Genomic DNA, 19773 nt, shown 5'->3' on the forward strand with positions numbered 1-19773 from the left:
GCTCCCCCCACAAAACGTGTCTACCTGCAACAAGAGATCAGTAGTATTTAGGAGTATTGAACAAGTCTCCATCTTACATTTTTATAAACATTCTTCTCTTTTCAAAAAAACAGGTGTAGAAAAAGCTCGCTTTTTTCTACACCTGTTCCATTATAGACAGATCGGGACATTCCGCTTATTTTTTTCGATATATTGGCTCTGCGTCGGAAATTTCTTCATAGGCATCCGCATATTGACTGACCCGTAATGATTCTTTATTCCCTAAACCAAGAAAACCGTCTGAAGCCAAGCTTTGGATAAATAATTCATGGACCTTATTTTGAAGCGAGTGATTGAAATAGATTAAGACATTTCTACAAAAGATTACGTGAAACTCATTAAATGACTGATCTGTTACTAAATTATGTTGTGCAAAGATAACGTTTTTTAAAAGCCTCTCCGAAAAAAACACGTTTTGTGAATTTGTTTTATAATACATTGAAAACTCTTTCATTCCGCCAGCTTTGAGATAATTCTTCGTATAACTTTGCATTTTATTCAACGGAACAATTCCCCGTCTTGCTTGCTCTAAAGCCACTTCACTCATATCTGTAGCATAAATTGTTGTTTTTTCCAGTAGCCCTTCTTCTTCCAATAGAATAGCCATAGACAATACTTCTTCTCCAGTTGCACAGCCAGCATGCCAAATTCGGATGTCTTTATAACTTCGGAGGATTGGAATAATATTCATTCTAAGTTCTTTAAAAAAGGAAGGGTCCCGAAACATTTCTGTTACCGGGACGGAAAACCCTTCAATGATTTTTTTTAGAAAACCAGGTTCATGAATCGCCTTTTCAATGAGCACCGTAATATTTGGAGCATTTTCGATATTTCTTCTATTTTCGATTCTTCTTATAATAGAAGCACGTACATATTGTTTAAAGTCATAGCCTGCTAAACGGTGAATCGTTTCCAATAATAAGTCTACTTCAAGTTCTTTTTTATAGTTTTCATCTTGACTATACATGAGATCATCCATTTCTATTAATTAGAAACCCATACACGTAGAACAGACAATAGTTGCTCTAAATTCAAAGGTTTACTTACATAATCAGAAGCACCTGCTTCTAAACAATTTTTACGGTCTTTCTCCATCGCTTTTGCAGTAAGAGCAATAATAGGTACATCCGTCAGCTGTTCGTTTGTACGTATTTTCTGCATCGTTTCATATCCATCCATATTCGGCATCATTATATCCATTAGGATGATATCGAATAATAACGGTTGCTCTTCTAATATTTCCAGACATTCTACCCCATTGTTCACTGAACAAACAATCATTCCCTCTTGTTTCAATGCCGCTTCTAACGCAAATATATTACGTAAATCATCGTCTACGATCAATACATTTTTCCCCTGTAATACATTTTGATTTTCTACTTGCAGTAAATCTATTTTAGGTGTTTCAATTGGTAAATTTACATCATCGATACTCGTTGCAGCAACTTCTTGAGGGGAAGTAAGTGCTTCATTCTCTTTTAACACTTTTCCTGACTGGCTTGGTAGATACAGTGTAAATGTACTGCCAACCCCTTCTTTGCTCTCTAACGTAATATAACCGCCTAAATGCTTAGCATATTCCTGGCAAATGGATAGACCAAGACCAGTTCCACCATACTTTCTCATGGTAGCACCATCTGCTTGTTGGAATGCTTCGAATATCAATTGATGCTTCTCTGTCGGAATACCAATTCCTGTGTCTTTAATAGAAAATGAAATCCAGTAATCTTCTTCTTTATTTGCGAATGCAGGTTGTAACTCTTCGTCTTTTACATGATTAATTTCTATTAAAACATTCCCTTTTTCAGTGTATTTGAATGCATTGGAAAGTAAATTTTTTAATATTTGAAGCATCCTTTTTTCATCTGTACAGAATACATTGGGGATACTTGAATCCATAACGATATTAAACAAAAGATCTTTTTGCTCGGCAACATGATTAAAGTTTGTTTCTAAATAATTTGGCAGATCATTTATGTTCATTTCGCTATACACAATTTCCATTTTCCCAGCTTCTACCTTAGATAAGTCAAGAATGTCATCAATCAATGATAAAAGATCTTTACCGGATGTATGAATAACTTTAGCGAATTTTTCTTCCTCTTCCCTCGACTGTTCTAGCGCATTTTCTGCAATCAATTCAGAAAGGATTAATATACTGTTTAAAGGAGTCCGAAGTTCATGGGACATATTAGCGAGGAACTCCGATTTATATTTGGAACTTAAAACTAACTGTACCGCTTGTTCTTCCAATTCTATTTTCGCCTGATTTAAAGCAGCTGATTTTAGCTCTGCCTCTTTTGAACGTTCTTCTAGTTTTTCATTTATTGTTTGTAACTCTTCCGATTGCATTTGCAACTCTTCCGACTGGGTTTGTAGATCATCTGATTGAACACGTAATTCCTCGGTCATCGCCTGTGATTCAGTAAGTAAACGTTCAATCTCTTCCCGATCCTTAGCACTGTTTAACGTAATTCCAAAATTTTCCACAACGTCCACAATAAGTTGCTGATCCGATTGAGAAAAGTTTGTCAAACTAAGTATTTCTATTACCGCAATTACTTCTTCCTCATAGAGAATCGGAGCAATAATCATTCCTTTTGGCTGGATAGTTCCCAAAGCAGAAGGTATCAGTTGAAAATCATCCAAATCACTTAGAATATGCATACGTTTTTTTAAGGCATATTCCCCTATTAAACCTTGTCCTAGTTCGAAATAATTCCTACCCACTGTTTCAAATTCGTCTGCAAATGTTGCACTCTTCACAAAACGATGTTTTTCATTTTTAAAGTCTCTTACATAAATAGCCCCATAAGATGCTTTCGCTTCATCCGAAATTGCAGAGATGAACGCTTTACTCAAGTCTGCTATGGACGTAATACCTTGGTAAGAATTAAATGTATTATTAATTCGTCTTTGATAGATTTCTCTTTCCTCAAGATTGGATAGCAATTCATTTGTCACATTTCCTAATTCTCTTATTTCATCTCGGGACCTCAATTTAATTCTTTTTGATAGGTCTAGTTCACTCGTATTTGTAAAATTTGCTATACCTTTGATCGTTTCTATTACTTCTTTCATCGTTTTAACAATTGAACGAGATACCAATGTAGACATAACAATAGCCACTATAAACACGAGTAATCCTAATGTGATTAATCCTTGGATTAACGTGTCAATATTTTGGTTTAATGTATCCGATCTTTGCTGTCTAAACTGAAATTCAATATCCCTAAAATTATCGAACTGACTACGAAGCAAATCTATCGTCGTCCCGCCTTGATCGTTTTCTAAATAACTAGCAGTTACGCCATTTTTTTCTTGTTTCTTTTGATTGATCGTCGGTTCACCAACCGTATCAATCCATTTATTAATATTTTCTTTAATTGACATTAACTTTTCTTGTTGCGCAGGGTCATCAACCAGACTATATAATTCATCAAAATGATTTTGCCATTCTATTTGGCCTGTATAATACGGCTGTAGATAACCTTCTTCCCCCGTAATTATATAACCCCTCTGTCCTCTCACCATATCAAGCACATACTTTTCTATTTCATGGGACAATGTCGTTACGTCAAAATCATGACCCATTATGTAATCTTTATCGGCTTGTACAGAAGAGAACTGATTATTTACAAGAAAGAACGCGAAAATAACCATCGCTATAACTAATAAATAGCCCGACATAATTTTAGTACGGATACCTATTTTCATATTTTTCCCCATAGAATTAACTGCCTACCTTCTGTTGAATTGTGTATGTAATTATTGCTACTAACTAATATTATACAATAATATCAATCTATGTTTTGAATATTACTTAATAACTTGATAAAATTTTTCTACTATACATGAGAGTACTCTATTGATTAATCGAGCACCCCCATTTAAACAATCATTTAAGTGTTCCTGTACTTATAATATTTGTTTCTACCTGTATATCCAATTGCAATTTGTTAAGAATCTCTAGCTTATTTTCCTCGCTCCATTTTCCCTTGTAATACATACGAAAATTTTCTGTTAAACCGATCGGATCAACTTGAAGTTCCATTAATTCCTCTAAAAATTTCTTTACGTCTATTTCGATCTGCTCATTAATATCCTTTTCTAATTTTGTTAGACTCTCAGGAGTTTTTAAACCCTGTTCCCTCTCCCCTTTATATTCAACTAATGTTCCTCGTATCTTCATATGGATAGTTAATTTTGGATTTTTAAAGCTTTTGTTACTCCTCATCTTCACCTTATTACTTATCAAATCTAGTTGCAATCTTTCATTTTTCCCCTTTTCATCTAACGTGAGAGCGAGAGGTGCTAGTTTTTTTCGACCTTGTAAAGCCTGAATGATTAGCGCTTCATATTTCGGTAAGCTTAGTACCATACTTTTTCCCTTAAATATAGCAATTCCTTCTATTTCTATTTTCGCATCTTTTTTTTCTAAGAGCGGAACTATCGAATCAAATACCGGGTTAGTTTGTGTATATACAAAATCGTGAATATTTGTATTTGGATTAAAAGCAGTATTAATACTGGGCTGTAGTAAATCATTTAAATAAAAATTAATATTCGGTTTATCTGGATACTCCTCTTTTAGCATTTCTTCCCCATTATCTTTCACTACTGCGATGAGTACCTTATTGCCTACTTCCGAGTTTCTATACAAGTGTTGAATTGCTTTTTCCACGTTGCCTTTGTGAGCGAATTCTTCGTTAAACAGTACGACTCGTAATTGATTTAATATTATTTTTTTATCTGATAGTGCTTCTATATCGACAATTCCTTTGGAAATTAAATCAGTAGAAACAGAGAAAATTTGCGTATCCTTTTCTGCGTCTGGAGATGATTGCGGTATAGCAACGGTTAGTTTCAATTCTTCTTCATCGATATAGTCGAATGCCATTATTCCAACCATTCCAACATCATCTAACGGTACTTTTTTTTCCTTTAACGAACAACCCGATAAACTTAAAATAACAATACCCAAAAGTATAATATTTTTATTCATCGCTGCACCCGCTTTTTGAAAAAATGGATAACACATAAAAACAATGGCCACACTAATAGGAAATAACCAGCATAATTACTCAATTTGAATAGTTTTTCTTGCGTTTCCGTGGAAACAGGCATGACAATAAGCCCGAAAATAATAAGAATAATAATAAACCCGAAAGATTTTTTTTCTTTATTACGAATAGACTCTATCCCTTTCTTTGCCGCCCAAAAATAGACGGTTACAGTAGACAAAATCAGGAATACCCATAATGTAATGCCAATAATATCAATCCTCTCTACAAAAGAAAACTCACCCGCTTTAAACAAATGTAAAACTGAATACTCCACATTCTCAAGCTGCCATTCAGAGTAATACATAACACTAACTAAAACTGTTATAAAGCAGAATAGAATACTTATCCAAATTCCTATTAATGAATGCTTAAATGCTTTCTTTTGATCCACAATATATGGAAAGTAAAACATAATTAGTTCATAGCCTAGAATAGATAAATAGCCTCTTTTCATCGCATCCAAAAGTTCCTTGCCATTAAAATTGAACAAAGGGAAAATATGGCTAATATCACCTTTTTGAATAGCCCAAATTAAAAAGAAACACATGGGTAGCGTTAAGAAAAATGTCATTATACAAAATCTAGCTATAGACTTAATACCACCATTCACGATATAAACTAGTATTAATAAGAATAAGAAGACAGGTAAAGGAATAGTCTGTTCAGGTAATGCGGTGGTTTGGATAAGATGCATATAACTGTTTATAATTCCCGAAACAAAAACAATAAATTGAAGAGCTAGAAGAAGATTAATAGCTTTTCCCAACCATTTCCCCAATAATTTTTCGTTTATCTGAAATAGACTATCGTTTTCATATTTCGAATTTAGCCAAACCATTATCCATAGTGTGAAACTCGCAATTATTCCAAATAATATAGGAATAAACACTTGGCTATAACCTAGAGCACTAATGCTTTGTGGTAATGATAAGATACCAGTCCCAATCATCGTGCTCTGTGCCAAAAAAATAACATGAAATTTATTAAGAACTTTTTGCTTACTTGTATCCAATTTAAATCATCTCTACTCCCTGGCAGTATTTCATTTTTTCTGAGATCTTGATATTCCCATTCTCCCTCTTAGAAAAGCAATTGGAAATCTAATAATGTTGTTCATAAGATCCCCGGCTTTTCGAGGGATTGCAGGTGTCATAAAAGGCGTACCCAATGAATTTAATACTAATAAGTGATTAATTAACCAAGCGAATGCAAGCATTTGTCCAAACAACCCAAATAATCCTGCAGATATGATAAAAATGTAACGGATAAACCTACTTGTATTACTCATTAAAAAAATTGGTGGTAAAAAGGAAAGCAACGCTGAAGTTGCTACTAAGACGATCAATATATTACTAATAAGTCCTGCTTCAACAGCCGCTGTTCCAATCACAATACCACCAACAATACCAATAGTTTGCCCTACTTTGGCCGGCATACGTGATCCCGCTTCTCTTAGTACTTCAATGATTAGCTCTATAAACAAAACTTCAAACAGCGGTGGAAAAGGAACCCTACTTCTAGATTCCTGTAAATTTAGTAAAAGCTCGTAAGGCAGAAGCTCTGGATGAAACGTTAAAGCTGAAATATACATTGGTGTTATCATAATTGTTAAGAAAAAGCCAAAAAAGCGTAGCATTCGAAGCAAAGATGCCATGGTCCAACGATTATAATAATCCTCTACTGAAACAAACATTTCGAAAAATGAGGTAGGACAAACAATTGCTGCTTGACTATTATCCATAAAAATAGCTATCCTTCCATCGAGAAGATAATAGCTAATAGTATCTGGCCTTACACTCATATAATATTGTGGGAAAGGAGATAAAGGATTATCTTCGATAAGCTGCTTTAAAATAGAGATGTCTGTAAATGATGGAAAATGGAGTTTATCAACTCGATTTCTTAAATTATCTAGATTCTCCTTATTCACTAAATTTTCCACATACATAATCGAAATTTTCGTATTTGTTTCTGTTCCTATAATATGTTCTTCATTTTTCAGCATGGGATTTTTAATACGTCTTTTCACTAAAGATATATTTGTCTCCAATGATTCCGTAAATGCATCTTGTGGGCCAATAACTGTCGACTCTGTTTCGGTATTTGTTATTGTACGAGTAGGTGCACTGTATGTGTCTACACTTAATAATAGGTTGGATTGTTGAAAGTATAAAAGTGTTTGACCAGCGATAATTTTTGACGTGATTTCTGGAATATTGGTTGTTTCCACTTTTTCAGCTATTTGATGAATCTGATTTAAATGATTCGCTAATGGGATGTAAATCATTATCTGCAAGGTCATTTTCTCTACTAGCGAGCTGCTATAAATTACGGTTACAATGCCTTCGTTTGTAGGTATTTTTTTATATATAACGTCATGAATTTGACTCGTCTTCTTTTTTATCGATTCAATCGTCTCTTCAATCTCTGCATTCGTAAACTTTTTTGTATTTAACAGTGTATTCCCATTGTCACCACTTTTAGTGGTTCTTATAAACTTTTTAAATTTCAAAAGTACCACGGACCTTTCAATGCGGCAAAAATTTGTATACTTAGCATATCCACTATTAATAAATTGTATTCCCTTGGATATTTTCATATTAGAGCGTCCAATATATGGTCATTTAACCAACATATAATACCGGGAACCCCATTCAAATTAACATATTCTTAATGAGGCTTATGTAAAGATAGACTATATAAGACTAATTATTATGCAGGAGAATATGAATGAAGAAATTATTATCTGTCGTATTAGCGACTGGGTTTGTGGGAGCTAGTATATTAACACCTTTTATTAACGCAGAAGCTGCATCTGTTACTAAAGCAGAGACTTTAGTAACAAAAGCAGAAGAGCATGCTGGTGCTTTAAAATGGCAAATTTCATACGAGCTTACAAAAGAAATTAAGTATCCAGATATGAAGATATTCAACCTAACAAAAGACGCTTACTTAAATGCGAAAAAAGAGATTGCAAGTGTAAGCGCCAAAGATAAAGTTAAGTTAGAAAAACGTCTAGAAGATAATGCGGGTATTCACTATACTCGTGCAATGGGATATATTGATGCAATCACTTCTGGGAAAAAAATTGTGGACAAAGCAAATCAATTTAACAAGTTATACAAAGAAAACCCAACATCTGATGTAACAGAAAAAAGTTATCACGAATTATCGAGCGAGATTCGTAAACAAGCAATTCTACTTTATCGCGTATATGGAAAATCTACACGCGATGCAATTTTAACTAAATACAAAACACCTGGTGAAAAAGCACTTCAATCATCTAAATATGTAATCACTGCAAAAATGGAATTAGATAAATTAGATGAATTAATCACTAAAAAAGCAGATCAAAAAACAGTAGAAACTCAAGTTTCTGCATTCCTTGATGCACTAGATGCAATTGAGGATGAGTCAATTATTAGTGACCTATACGATGCTTACCACGACAGTATTAGAGAAGACGAGAAATTCACAGCGCAAGAAAAAGAAATTACCGCGTTTTTCGAAAAAGCAACAGAATATGCAAATGCAGAAAAACTTGATGAAACACTTAGCTTATATAGCTTAGATTTCCCTGGTTATGCTTCACTTAAAGAAAGATTAGCTACAAACTTTAAGGACTTTGATGTTAAATACGAAACTTTAGGTTTAGAAGTCCAATACATCTTGGATGGTACTGCATCCGTTATTCATCATCAAAAATCAACTTTTAACCCAAAAGATTCACTTGATCATACTACTGTTTACATTCTAGAAAAAGATAAAGATGGAAACTGGAAATACTTAGATTCATCAGATAATGCTGAGGAACCAGGGAATACTGAAACTCCGGGGAACACTGAAACTCCAGGGAATACTCAAACACCAGTTAGTACTGAAACACCAGTTAACTGAGATGTGATTGAGATAAAATAGAAGTTTAATAACTGCAGCTATTTGTAGAAATACAAGTAGCTGCAGTTTTTTTCAGAACCTCTATCTTTATTAATTGATTTCAATTTCCACATCCCCTTCTATCCAGGATGGGTAAGAATTTAGATCGAATCGCAACGGACCTTTAATCGAATCTGTCGAAAGGTCAAATTCCATTTTCAATCCTTTTTCTGAAGTTTTCACCAGTAATCCATTTACATATTTTTTTCCTGGCATTGGATTAGTAAAATCATACTTAATAAAAAATTCTTTTCCTTCATTATCTATAAAACTTGAGGATACCAACATTTTGTAATCTCCATTCACATTCATGATAAAACTAACTTTACTTTTCTCAATTTCTAGATCTGAGAAAACTGACTCAACAGGTTGTTTTAAAAACTTTTTTGATTCAGTATCGATTAAGATAAAAGCATCATCTTTATTAATTGCTTCTATCTTTCCAAATACTAATTTTAGATTATCGGATTTATTAAAGTAAGGACTTTGAAGTGTAATAGTCCATTCAGTTCCATCTAAATTTCTATACAAAGTTCCGATATTATTAATAATCCATTCATCACCAATATCATTCGTAAATTTCAAGTTATCGAATGAAAAGATCTTTTTAGAGTTATTCGGATCTATTTTTAATTTTACTTCTGCACGAATTGGATTGATTGTAACTTTTTCAACGATAATTCGTTGTCCTTCAATTGTAACTTCCTTATTTAAATCTATCGTCTTACTTACTACACTAGACTTTGTAAACTTAAACGGAATTTGAAAATTCTCAACCTGACTTCCATTCTTCAGACCAATTGTCCATAAGAGATTACCATCACCTACGATGTGATTTTCCATAGTTTCAAGTGTCATCATGGAGCTAAATATTTTTTCTTCAATTATCGGTGAATCCATACCCCAAAATGTAGTATCATGTACGGGCAAATTGCCGTATTTTTCACCCATTAACTTTATGTATTCGATTTCTAAAGGTTGATTCTTCTCTTTCGATCGAACAGAATAAAAAACAACCATGCCCTTTTTGTCTGCAATTACCCCATCTAATGTAACTGTAATACCATTTTTTTCTTGTGACTTATTGATAGGCTGGTAAAAGTCGTTTTCCACAGCTGCAATCAGCCCTCTATCTTGCTGTATGAGAGCAACGATACGATCCAACCCGGGTATTGCTGCAACTTTACTTGCGAACACAGGAGATACCGAGATGGAAGTAACAAACGAGATGAGAAGGATCGCAGCAATTACGATTGACCATGAACTCCGTTTTATTATCTTCGCTCTTTTTAACACTTGTTCTTTTTTCGCTTTTTCGAATCCGCTTTGTACGGCAGAATATAGCTTGTCCTTTGGCATATCGATTTTATCAAATGATTTCTTCCTCTGCTCCAATTTCTTTTTTTCCTCCTTAAACACGCTTAATCTCTCCTTTCTCTTCAAAACTTTCCCTAAATGCGCGCAATGCTTTATGTAGTCGTGTTTTAATCGTTCCTTCTGGAGTATTCCACATAATGGCGATATCTTTAATTTTGACGTCTTCAAAGTATTTCAAATGTAGCAATTCTCTTTCATAGTCAGATAGATTTAAAAGGGCTTCCTCAACTTCTAAAAAAGTGAAATCTTCCCTCACACCTTGCAAATCTATTATTCCTTCCTCCAGAACTTCCCTTTTGTTCTTCTTAATAACATCCTGACAATAATTCATCATAATCCGGATAAGCCAAGTTTTAAAATAGGCAGGCTCCTTCACCGTTTTTATACTTCGATAAGCTCTATAGGTTACTTCTTGGATGGCCTCCAGTGCATCTCCTTCATTTTTTAAATACGAAAAAGCGGTTCGATATAACGCTTCTTCGTATGAATGGAGTAATGTTAGAAATGATTCTTCGTCACCCTTAATCGCTTTCTTTACTAATATTTTTTCGCTCAAAATTTCACCTCTTTACAATTGTCCTTATCTATTAGACATACAAGATGGAAAAAAGTTTTGAGAAAGTAGATAAAGTTATTTACATTCGAAACTTTTTGCACATTCATTCGTAAGAAGAGTATACAAAGAAAGAGGCGAGACGAATAGTGCATGAATCTAAAGAATGGTTAATAGAGGAATTAGAACATGTGGAAGATTGGGAGAAAGACCAAAACGATCTTTGGTTTTGGGAAAAGCTCGGTCGCCTGCCATTTAAAATAATTGATAAATGGACACCCAATTTTATTCAGAACAAAATTGGTATCCTGGTTGACGAGCTTGGTCAATATGTTCAAACGGGTGGCAGCTATTTAAGTTCTACATCCAAGGTTGCTTCTTATTTCCCTGATTTAGAAGTACATTCGTTAGAGGATGTGGAAGGTCTACCTATTTCCAAAATGGATGAAGCTGCGAAAAAACTTACTGGGAATAGAAAGAATTTGGCCACACTACAAGGGGCCAGTACTGGTATAGGTGGGATTTTCACATTAACTATCGATATCCCCATCCTGTTAGGTTTACAATTAAAAACTTTACAGGATATCGCAATTTGCTACGGCTATGATCCGCAAGACAAAAAAGAACGATTATTTATTATAAAATGTCTTCAATTTGTCTCTGCCGATATAGTCGGAAAGCAAACAATTCTTAAACAGTTAACTATGTTCGATCGACAGGATGAACATGCAAAGCGAGAAGTTTTATCGGAACTACAAGGTTGGCGTGAGGTTCTTTCCACTTTTCGTGATCAATTCGGATGGAAAAAGTTATTTCAAATGATTCCCATTGCAGGTCTAATTTTCGGAGCTATTATTAATAGATCGGCTATAAATGATATAAGTGAGGCTGGTAAAATGCTTTATCGTAAAAGAAGAATTATGGAAAGACTTGAAGATATCGGCGCTGTTTCTAACAAAACTAAATAATCTTACCTACTTATTCAATAAATTCTTACCTTTCTTAAGAGGATATTCCCTTAAATGAATTTATTATGCGTCAAATAGGATATACTAATACTAGAGACGTTTAAAAAAAGTAGAGGAGGTATGAATATGTCAGTTGCTAGTGAAGCATCTCAAGTTAACCTGGATTTCTTAATTAATGATTTAGGACTTCGACAAGTATCAAATACCGCCCTGTTTCGAAAGGGAAATATATTAGTTATTTCACCATCTGTTCAAAACAAATCCAATACATTTGAACTTGGTGAATCACTTATGAAAAAATATGATCCCGAAACGGATGAAGGATATTTACTTATTCGCATAAAAGAAAAGTTTTTAATGGCAAAGCTTCATCCTTTTCAAAGAAAAATGATGACTGCTGAAACAGAAAAGAGCACAAAGAGTAAACCTTCTTTTTGGAAATTTAATGTTATTGAGTCTATTATTCCACGTATAGAAAATAGCGGAGATCGTGAGCTATCATACAAAATCCAAGCCCCAACCCCCAAGCAATTAGTTTCTTTTTTCAACAAAGCTTAATATAAATAATTAGTACGGAGAATTATTTCTCCGTGCTTTTATTTTTCATGATTAAAACAAAACTCCAATGCCATATTAGTATAGAACGAATAAGGAAAGGAGAATTTTTATGGGTAGAGACAACAAACAAGGTAAAAGTAAAAATAAAGATACACTTCCTCAAACACCTAAAAACCAAAAAATAAAACCAAACGATGTGCAAGAAGAATTTGCCGAAGAGTTTGCAGAACTTCGAAAAAACACTCCTAAGAAGAAAAGATAGTAAGAATTACTTCCTAAAAAAAGTAGCTGGAAACGATTACGTTAATTCCAGCTACTTTTTTATACTTCCAATGAATTAAAATTCTACAATTTGAGGCTCTTCACCTTTTGTATTCATCACTCTTATTTGGATTGGAGTAATTTTCAAAATGACAAGGCTTGGATCTTCAGGACCATCAAACCATCCTTTTAATGCATTATTCCACACCTTTTTCTTAATACCTTCATCAACGGATTCTTCCACAGTGCCTTCAATCTCTAAAAATGTATCACCCAATCCATTTCCTTCGTAACCCAAAAGAATATGTGTAGTTGGATTCTTTTTGATTTCTTCTACTTTATGTGTTTTTTTATTTGTTGCAGTGTAAAGAATGAAATCCTCGTTGAAAAAAGTCATATAACGGGAGTGCGGCTTATTTTGTTCAATAGTTGCCATTGTACCTGTTAAACTTTCTTTCAAAATCTTTTTTGCCAGCTCTTTTGCGTCTTTTGCCATGAATAATTCTCTCCTTTTGTAATGAACTTCCTGCATATTATTCCTTACCAAAAGAGAATTAAACCTGCTTATTTTGTAGGTCAAGATAAATCACCACATTTTTAAAAATTGTGTAGCTCGCTTCCTCCCTTTTTCTAATAACTTTGTTTTCATCTCTCTATCAAGATCAAACTGAGTGGCGCTATACTCATCCACAGGGATAAAAATAACATTCTTTTCAAGTTTACGAGAAATATATCTTTCATCATGTGCATTTTTCATCGTAGAAAAAAGAGCCTCAAATAGTTGTAAACCGTTTTTAATTTTGTGAGGTTTTGTTTCCTCTGAACTACCGCTTAGCTTCACGCCAAGAATAGGTCGCTCTTTGTTTCCATTATCAAAAATCCACATTGGAAAATTGCTCAATACCCCTCCATCTACAACAATTGTATCCCCCGTTCCAACTCTTAGTCTTACTGGTTCAAAGAAAAAAGGAATGCCACAGCTCATACGTAAGGCTCTAGCAACTGGAAAGCTTTCTGGAGATACCCCGTATCTCTCCAAATCATCTGGTAGCACTATCATTTTCCCATTCGTTAAATCGGATGCCACAAGTTTTAAAGTTCCCGAGGGTAAATCTGAAAATGAATATATCCCTTTAACTGCTAGTTTTTCTAAAAACCAATTTTCCAATGCTTTTCCTTGATATAAACCGAGTCCCCAATAAAGATTCATCCATTTCATAAAAGGAATTGGTAGAATCGTTTTTCTAGGATCAAGTAAAGTTTGAAAATCTTGTTCGCACATTATATCTTCGATTTCTTTTCCTGTATAACCGGCGGCTATAAAACAGGCAAGAATTGCACCAGCGCTCGTTCCTGCTACACGTTTGAATTTATAACCTCTTTCTTCCATTACTTGATAAGCTCCAACTAATGCGATTCCCTTCATTCCCCCACCTGAAAAAACGCCATCAATTAACATACATGACCTTCTCCCTTTTCATGTCGTTATAACAATGTAAGAAAAAAAATGGGGAAATAGAACAAAAAACGACAAAAAACTTTTTTACAATTACAATAATTTTATTAAACTTTCACAACATGTACACAAAATCGTCAACCTTTTCCTCTCTATTAAGTAGTAAAGTATTACTTGCTGCATAGTTTTCTTTTCAACAATAGAACCTTATGCTTATAAAAATGAATTGAGAGGTTAGTACATGAAAAAATTCTTTAAGCCCTTTAGAAATTTAAAAGTAAAATTATTTGTTTCTTTTTTATTAATATTAATAATTCCAGGAATTTTTATCGGGTATCTGTCTTATTCAACTGCAAAGGAATCAGTTACAAGCGAGATTTTATATGGAATAGAGCAAAACTTGAACTTATTAAATGCTTCAATCGACAATACCATCCAATCTAAGTTGCATGATGTAGATATCTTTTCTAAAAATATTTCTGCCTCTCAATACGGAACTGCTGGAAATCCTGAAATACGAACAAAGTTTAGTCAATATATGGGGCTACATCCTGAAACCGAACTAATTTATATAGGTACAGACGAAGGATTATTTATCCAAGAACCAAATACCGAGATGGCATCAGATTATGACCCTCGAAGTAGAGATTGGTATAAAGATGCAATGACCCAAAAAGGAAAAGTAGTTATATCAGACCCTTATATTTCTTCTACTACAAATAATATGGTAGTGACGGTTTCACAGACTGTTCAAGATGGATCAGGAGTTGTGGCAATCGATATTAGACTAACGTATTTACAAGAGCTTATAAATCAAGTGCAGATCGGTGATAAAGGATATGCGCTACTCTTAGATGCCAATAAAAAATTCATCGCGCATCCCTCATCTGAAGTTGGCAGTGATGCAGAAAGCTTTTACGATAATATGTATAAACAAGACAAAGGAAATTTTGAATATGTATTAAACGATGATAAGAAAGTAATGAGTTTTGTCACCAATGAACTGACTGGATGGAAAATAGGAGGAAATTTAGTTTACTCAGAAATCCATAAAGCCGCATTACCAATATTACAAAAGACAGTGTTAATAATCCTGCTGTCCATTGCTATAGGAGCTATAGCTGTTTACTTTATTATAAAATCCGTTATAAAACCGATTGTAAAGCTAAAAGAAAAAGCTTTAACAATCAGTCAAGGTGACTTAACACAAAACATTACTGTAAAATCCACTGATGAGATCGGACATTTGGGTGAAGCATTCAACACTATGCAGGAAAGCCTTCGATCACTTATTAATAAAGTGGAGCAAACTGCTGAAATTGTAGCTTCTTCTTCAGAAGAATTGTCAGCAAATGCACAGCAAACTAGTGACACGACAGAAATGGTAGCCACTTCAATTCAAGAAGTTTCTCAAAATGCAGAAATGCAAACAAACAGTGTGGATTCAAACGCTCAATCGCTAGCTGAGATTTCAGTAGGAGTGACTAGAATTTCGGATTATGCCACAAAAGTTTCCGAGCTATCTTATGAAGCAACAACACAAGCAGAGCTGGGTGGTCAGGCAATTACTAATACGGTCAATCAAATGAGTTCCATTCATACTTCCGTCATTGAATCGAATACAAAGATCAATTCATTATCCATTCGATCACAAGAAGTCCGTTCTATATTAAATGTGATAACCGGAATTGCTGATCAAACAAATCTTCTAGCACTAAACGCGGCAATAGAGGCTGCCAGAGCTGGAGAATCTGGTAAAGGATTTGCTGTGGTTGCAGATGAAGTTAGAAAGCTTGCTGAGCAGTCACAACAATCAGCAAAAGATATACACCAAATTATTTTAGGTATTCAAGAGGATACGGAAAACTCCGTTCAAATTATGGCACGTGTCACGGAAGATGTGTTAGCAGGAGTGGAAGTTTCTAATGATGCTATTAAAAAGTTCCAACTGATCGTTCAAAGCATGAAAGAAATAACACCACAGATGGAAGACGTTTCTGCAACGGCACAACAGGTATCTGCCTCTGTACAGGAAACTTCTCATATCGCCAATGATATAGCTATCCTTGCTCAAGGAAATGCTGCAACTTCAGAAGAAGTAGCTGCCTCTGCAGAAGAGCAACTTGCTTCCATGGAAGAGATTTCAGCTTCTGCGCAATCCCTTTCTTCTATGGCCCAAGAACTCAAGGATATAATTTCTCAATTTAAATATTGAGGAAAGTAAAGGATATTTTTAATCAACCAAAAAAAACGACTCTATTTCTTTTGAAATGGAGTCGTTTTTTTCATATCTTAGTTTGGAAGCTGTATCTTAAATATTTAATCTAGAAGGGCTATTTTTATTGGCAGGCTTTCCTTTGTTCTCGTTATCATTGTTTGTCTTTGCTTCTTTATTTTGTCCTCTTACATCTAAATCATCTGGACTTACATCATAACCGTACCCATATTCTTCACGATCTAAAGATTTCCTTGGATTTTTACCTTTTGTCATGAATTTTCACCTCCATGACAAGTAATTTGTGCAAATGGTCGACTTTTATTCATAAGTTTGCATTCACTTTAAAAGTATGAAATTTCTAAAATGAATTAGGATTTTAATTTTTCTTCAAGCAATTGAAATACCTGCTTCACTTTTTCTTTTGATATAATGGCATACTGATTTCCCATATTCACCTCAAAAGCACAGGATTTCTCCGTTACTTCTTTTAAATAGCTTGATAACCCAATTTCAGTCTCCTCATATATTTCTTCTAATAACGGTTCTACTTGTTCTTTTGGTGCTTGAAAATGGACATGAAACATATTGGAGACAGGTATTAATGGGATAGTGGAAACAGCATTACATGAATTGAAAAAGCCAGCTAGTTCTTTAGCATCCTCATAGTACTGATTCATTTTCTTTTCGTTTTCATCAAAATAGTAGTTTGCACAGACAATATAAGGATATAGGCTGATCAAATCTCCACCATGACGTCTTTTCCATATTTTTGATTTTTCCGTGAATGTTTTATCACCTGCTAGGATGGCACCTGCGATTCCACCAATCCCTTTGTAAAACGAGACATATACACTATCAAAAAGGCTACAAAGTTCAGCCGCTGTTTTTTCATAGTAAGGTAAAATTTCAAATAATCTTGCTCCATCTAAATGGAGTTTAATCCCTTTCTCACGGCAATAAGTCGAAATACTTTCTAATGTTTGATAATCTGGCAGTTGCCCCCCGATTTCCCGTTGAGGTAATTCAAGTAATATACATGCAACTTCCTCATCCATCTCCAACACATCTGCCAACTCAATTAATCTATCTTTGTTTGCAAGCAAAATAGGTTCGATATGATGTAATTCTTTCAACCCATCTTCCTCATGTATTTCTAAATGGCATAAAGGATGATATGCAACCTTTTTCAATCCTTTATCATCACACCATATACGTAATGCAATTTGCTGAGCCATGGTTCCACTTGGAAAGAAAACCGCTTTTTCTTTTCCTAGATATGCCGCCATTTTTGTTTGAAAATCATCGATAATATTACCATTCCCATAAATATCACTTTCCTGTTGGCCATTCACTTTGTCAAAAGCATTTTTTAACACTTGTATATTTCTCTTTCCATGTCCTGATACTTGGTATTTAGTTTTCTTAAATGCTTCTAGCAGTGATTTTGTTTCACTCATTTTTTGTCCCCTATTCGTTTTTCGAATAATCATAATATATACAATCTACATCAATTTTTAAATCAATACAATCCAAAATGTTTAATTGTTTTTCCTCTTTACGGCGGCTTGTACGTAAGCTTTAAATAATCGTTTTGAAGCTTCATCACCGTCTAATGCAAACTCCTCTGGATGCCATTGAAAACCAAAGACAAAAGAATGCTTTGTACTTTCTACACATTCGATAATTCCATCCTTAGCTTTAGCTGCTACCTTCAGATTATCTCCCACTTCATTTACTGCCTGATGATGATAGGAGTTGACCTTGAACTCATCTTCTTTAAGTAATTTATATAATAAGCTGTCTTTATCTACTTTTACAGAATGTGATCTATGTGTACGATCTGCTTTTTGCAAATGTTGCATAACCGGCTCTTTTCGCTGGGAATGAATGGATTGATAAAGAGACCCTCCGCATACGACGTTTAACATATGCAACCCTCGACAAACACCTATATAAGGCTTATCTAACTCAAGCATTTTTTGTACAAGCGCAAACTCCATTTCATCCAGTTTGGGTGTAATCCTGCCTAAATGTACATGCGGATCCTCATTATAATAAGAAGGATCAATATCTTCTCCTCCAGTTACAAAAAGAGCATCTATTCCCTCGCATAATTCAGCTATATCTCCCTTTGGCACAAGCGGGATGATAAGAGGAACCCCTCCCGCTTGTAGAATTGCCTTAGTATATACGGAAGCCATAAAATAACTGCCATCCTCTTTTACTTCTGCCGTAATTCCAACGATTGGTTTCATATAAAAATCTCCGTTCTTTATGTATGTATATTCGTTTTTATATACCCTTTTTTGCTATAGCAGAAACGAAACCGACAATTCCGATAAATTACTTTCATAAGTTTGTTTTTTTCATACAAGGGAATATTAAAACTAACCATTATTAAAAGGAGGATTTACATGACAACAGATAAATATACAAAAGTAGATAAGGAAGTTACTGGACAAACACAAAACCAACAACCTGGTGTTGAGGAAGAAATGACCCCAAAACCGATTTATGAGGACACAAACTATAAAGGATCTGGAAAGTTGAAAGATAAAGTAGCGCTTATTACAGGAGGCGACAGTGGAATCGGACGAGCAGTTTCCGTGGCTTTTGCAAAAGAAGGTGCGAATGTCGCCATCGTCTATTTAGATCCAAATGAACAGGAAGATGCAGAAAAAACTATACAAGCTATAGAGCAACACGGAGTTAAAGCATTAAAGATTGAAACTGATTTAAGCGATGATGAAAACTGCCAAAAGGTTGTTGACCAAGTAATAAAAGAATTTGGACAAATAAATATACTTGTTAATAATGCTGGGAAACAGTTCCCTCAAAAAGACTTTTTACAAATTACACCCGATCAGCTACAAGAAACCTTTTCCACTAATATTTATTCCATGTTTTATTTGACCCAGGCTGCATTGGCGAACATGTCGAAAGGAGATTGTATTGTGAATACCTCCTCTATTACCGCTTATAATGGATCTCCAGAGCTGATCGACTATTCTTCTACAAAAGGTGCTATTACTGCGTTTACTCGATCCCTTGCACTTAATCTAATAGAAAAAGGAATACGTGTAAATGCTGTGGCACCCGGACCAATTTGGACTCCACTCATTCCTGCAACTTTCGATGAAAAAAAGGTAGAAGAACATGGTGCTGATACACCGATAGGAAGACGTGGGCAACCCGCTGAACTAGCACCCGCTTATGTATTTTTAGCCTCTACCGATTCAAGTTACATGACCGGTCAAACGATCCATGTAGATGGGGGAGACTTTGTAAATTCTTAACAAAAGCAGCACCCGAATTAAATCTCGGGTGCTGTTTTGTTCTTT

At 34.5% G+C, this 19773-nt stretch carries 18 protein-coding genes and 1 pseudogene; 7 read left to right on the forward strand and 12 right to left on the reverse strand.

All coding sequences use genetic code 11. The features are described 5' to 3' along the window. Window positions 1-175: 175 nt before the first annotated feature. The 5 genes from FS486_RS05410 to FS486_RS05430 form a co-directional block, all read right to left on the reverse strand. Window positions 176-1006, reverse strand: coding sequence for a CheR family methyltransferase (locus FS486_RS05410; protein ID WP_395940834.1), 831 nt, complete (start codon window positions 1004-1006; stop codon window positions 176-178). 17 nt (window positions 1007-1023) lie between these two features. After that, window positions 1024-3756: a response regulator gene (locus FS486_RS05415; RefSeq protein ID WP_260858028.1), complete on the reverse strand. Its 2733-nt coding sequence runs from the start codon at window positions 3754-3756 to the stop codon at window positions 1024-1026. A 181-nt stretch (window positions 3757-3937) separates the two neighbouring features. Further along, window positions 3938-5044, reverse strand: a complete 1107-nt coding sequence (locus tag FS486_RS05420; protein WP_144510308.1) for a Ger(x)C family spore germination protein — start codon at window positions 5042-5044, stop codon at window positions 3938-3940. After that, window positions 5041-6117, reverse strand: coding sequence for a GerAB/ArcD/ProY family transporter (locus FS486_RS05425; RefSeq protein WP_144510309.1), 1077 nt, complete (start codon window positions 6115-6117; stop codon window positions 5041-5043). Before FS486_RS05425 ends, FS486_RS05420 begins: the two co-directional genes overlap by 4 nt. A 30-nt stretch (window positions 6118-6147) precedes the next feature. Next, a complete protein-coding gene (locus tag FS486_RS05430; protein WP_144510310.1) occupies window positions 6148-7704 on the reverse strand; it encodes a spore germination protein in 1557 nt (518 codons plus the stop codon). A gap of 131 nt (window positions 7705-7835) precedes the next feature. Here FS486_RS05430 and FS486_RS05435 point away from each other — a divergent pair, with 131 nt between their 5' ends. Further along, window positions 7836-9002 (forward strand): hypothetical protein, encoded by a 1167-nt coding sequence (locus tag FS486_RS05435; RefSeq protein ID WP_144510311.1) that lies wholly within the window; start codon window positions 7836-7838, stop codon window positions 9000-9002. Between the two features lie 90 nt (window positions 9003-9092). On the opposite strand, the gene FS486_RS05440 is transcribed toward FS486_RS05435, so the two are convergent. After that, on the reverse strand, window positions 9093-10460 hold the full coding sequence (locus FS486_RS05440; RefSeq protein ID WP_144510312.1) for a DUF4179 domain-containing protein: 1368 nt from the start codon (window positions 10458-10460) through the stop codon (window positions 9093-9095). After that, complete coding sequence (locus FS486_RS05445; protein ID WP_144510313.1) at window positions 10453-10974, reverse strand: sigma-70 family RNA polymerase sigma factor; 522 nt, start codon at window positions 10972-10974, stop codon at window positions 10453-10455. Before FS486_RS05445 ends, FS486_RS05440 begins: the two co-directional genes overlap by 8 nt. Before the next feature lie 143 nt (window positions 10975-11117). Here FS486_RS05445 and FS486_RS05450 point away from each other — a divergent pair, with 143 nt between their 5' ends. From FS486_RS05450 to FS486_RS05460, 3 genes are all read left to right on the forward strand, one after another. Beyond that, window positions 11118-11939: an EcsC family protein gene (locus FS486_RS05450; protein ID WP_260858046.1), complete on the forward strand. Its 822-nt coding sequence runs from the start codon at window positions 11118-11120 to the stop codon at window positions 11937-11939. 126 nt (window positions 11940-12065) lie between these two features. Further along, window positions 12066-12497 carry a hypothetical protein gene (locus tag FS486_RS05455; RefSeq protein WP_144510315.1) on the forward strand — a complete coding sequence of 144 codons (432 nt, stop codon included), beginning with the start codon at window positions 12066-12068 and terminating at the stop codon, window positions 12495-12497. Between the two features lie 109 nt (window positions 12498-12606). After that, window positions 12607-12759 carry a YfhD family protein gene (locus tag FS486_RS05460; protein WP_144510316.1) on the forward strand — a complete coding sequence of 51 codons (153 nt, stop codon included), beginning with the start codon at window positions 12607-12609 and terminating at the stop codon, window positions 12757-12759. Between the two features lie 75 nt (window positions 12760-12834). Here FS486_RS05460 and FS486_RS05465 read toward each other — a convergent pair whose 3' ends face one another. Both FS486_RS05465 and FS486_RS05470 read right to left on the reverse strand, forming a co-directional pair. Then, window positions 12835-13254, reverse strand: coding sequence for a pyridoxamine 5'-phosphate oxidase family protein (locus FS486_RS05465; RefSeq protein ID WP_144510317.1), 420 nt, complete (start codon window positions 13252-13254; stop codon window positions 12835-12837). A 90-nt stretch (window positions 13255-13344) separates the two neighbouring features. Continuing rightward, entirely contained in the window at window positions 13345-14217 is an 873-nt protein-coding gene (locus FS486_RS05470; protein WP_144510318.1) for a patatin-like phospholipase family protein, read from the reverse strand. A 238-nt stretch (window positions 14218-14455) separates the two neighbouring features. Here FS486_RS05470 and FS486_RS20660 point away from each other — a divergent pair. Together FS486_RS20660 and FS486_RS20665 are read left to right on the forward strand one after the other, a co-directional pair. Continuing rightward, window positions 14456-15487, forward strand: a pseudogene (locus FS486_RS20660) (HAMP domain-containing protein); the annotation flags it as partial. A 150-nt stretch (window positions 15488-15637) separates the two neighbouring features. Next, on the forward strand, window positions 15638-16429 hold the full coding sequence (locus tag FS486_RS20665; protein ID WP_395940839.1) for a methyl-accepting chemotaxis protein: 792 nt from the start codon (window positions 15638-15640) through the stop codon (window positions 16427-16429). A gap of 96 nt (window positions 16430-16525) precedes the next feature. On the opposite strand, the gene FS486_RS05480 is transcribed toward FS486_RS20665, so the two are convergent. From FS486_RS05480 to FS486_RS05490, 3 genes are all read right to left on the reverse strand, one after another. Beyond that, window positions 16526-16705, reverse strand: coding sequence for a hypothetical protein (locus FS486_RS05480; RefSeq protein ID WP_144510320.1), 180 nt, complete (start codon window positions 16703-16705; stop codon window positions 16526-16528). A 95-nt stretch (window positions 16706-16800) separates the two neighbouring features. Then, window positions 16801-17889, reverse strand: coding sequence for a threonine aldolase family protein (locus FS486_RS05485; RefSeq protein WP_144510321.1), 1089 nt, complete (start codon window positions 17887-17889; stop codon window positions 16801-16803). Between the two features lie 81 nt (window positions 17890-17970). Continuing rightward, window positions 17971-18687, reverse strand: a complete 717-nt coding sequence (locus tag FS486_RS05490; protein WP_144510322.1) for a gamma-glutamyl-gamma-aminobutyrate hydrolase family protein — start codon at window positions 18685-18687, stop codon at window positions 17971-17973. Between the two features lie 159 nt (window positions 18688-18846). Between FS486_RS05490 and FS486_RS05495 the strand changes: the two genes are divergently transcribed. Then, window positions 18847-19728 carry an SDR family oxidoreductase gene (locus tag FS486_RS05495; RefSeq protein ID WP_144510323.1) on the forward strand — a complete coding sequence of 294 codons (882 nt, stop codon included), beginning with the start codon at window positions 18847-18849 and terminating at the stop codon, window positions 19726-19728. Window positions 19729-19773 lie beyond the last annotated feature (45 nt).

This window comes from Bacillus sp. FJAT-22090, from assembly GCF_007676755.1.
Lineage (GTDB): Bacteria > Bacillota > Bacilli > Bacillales_A > Planococcaceae > Psychrobacillus.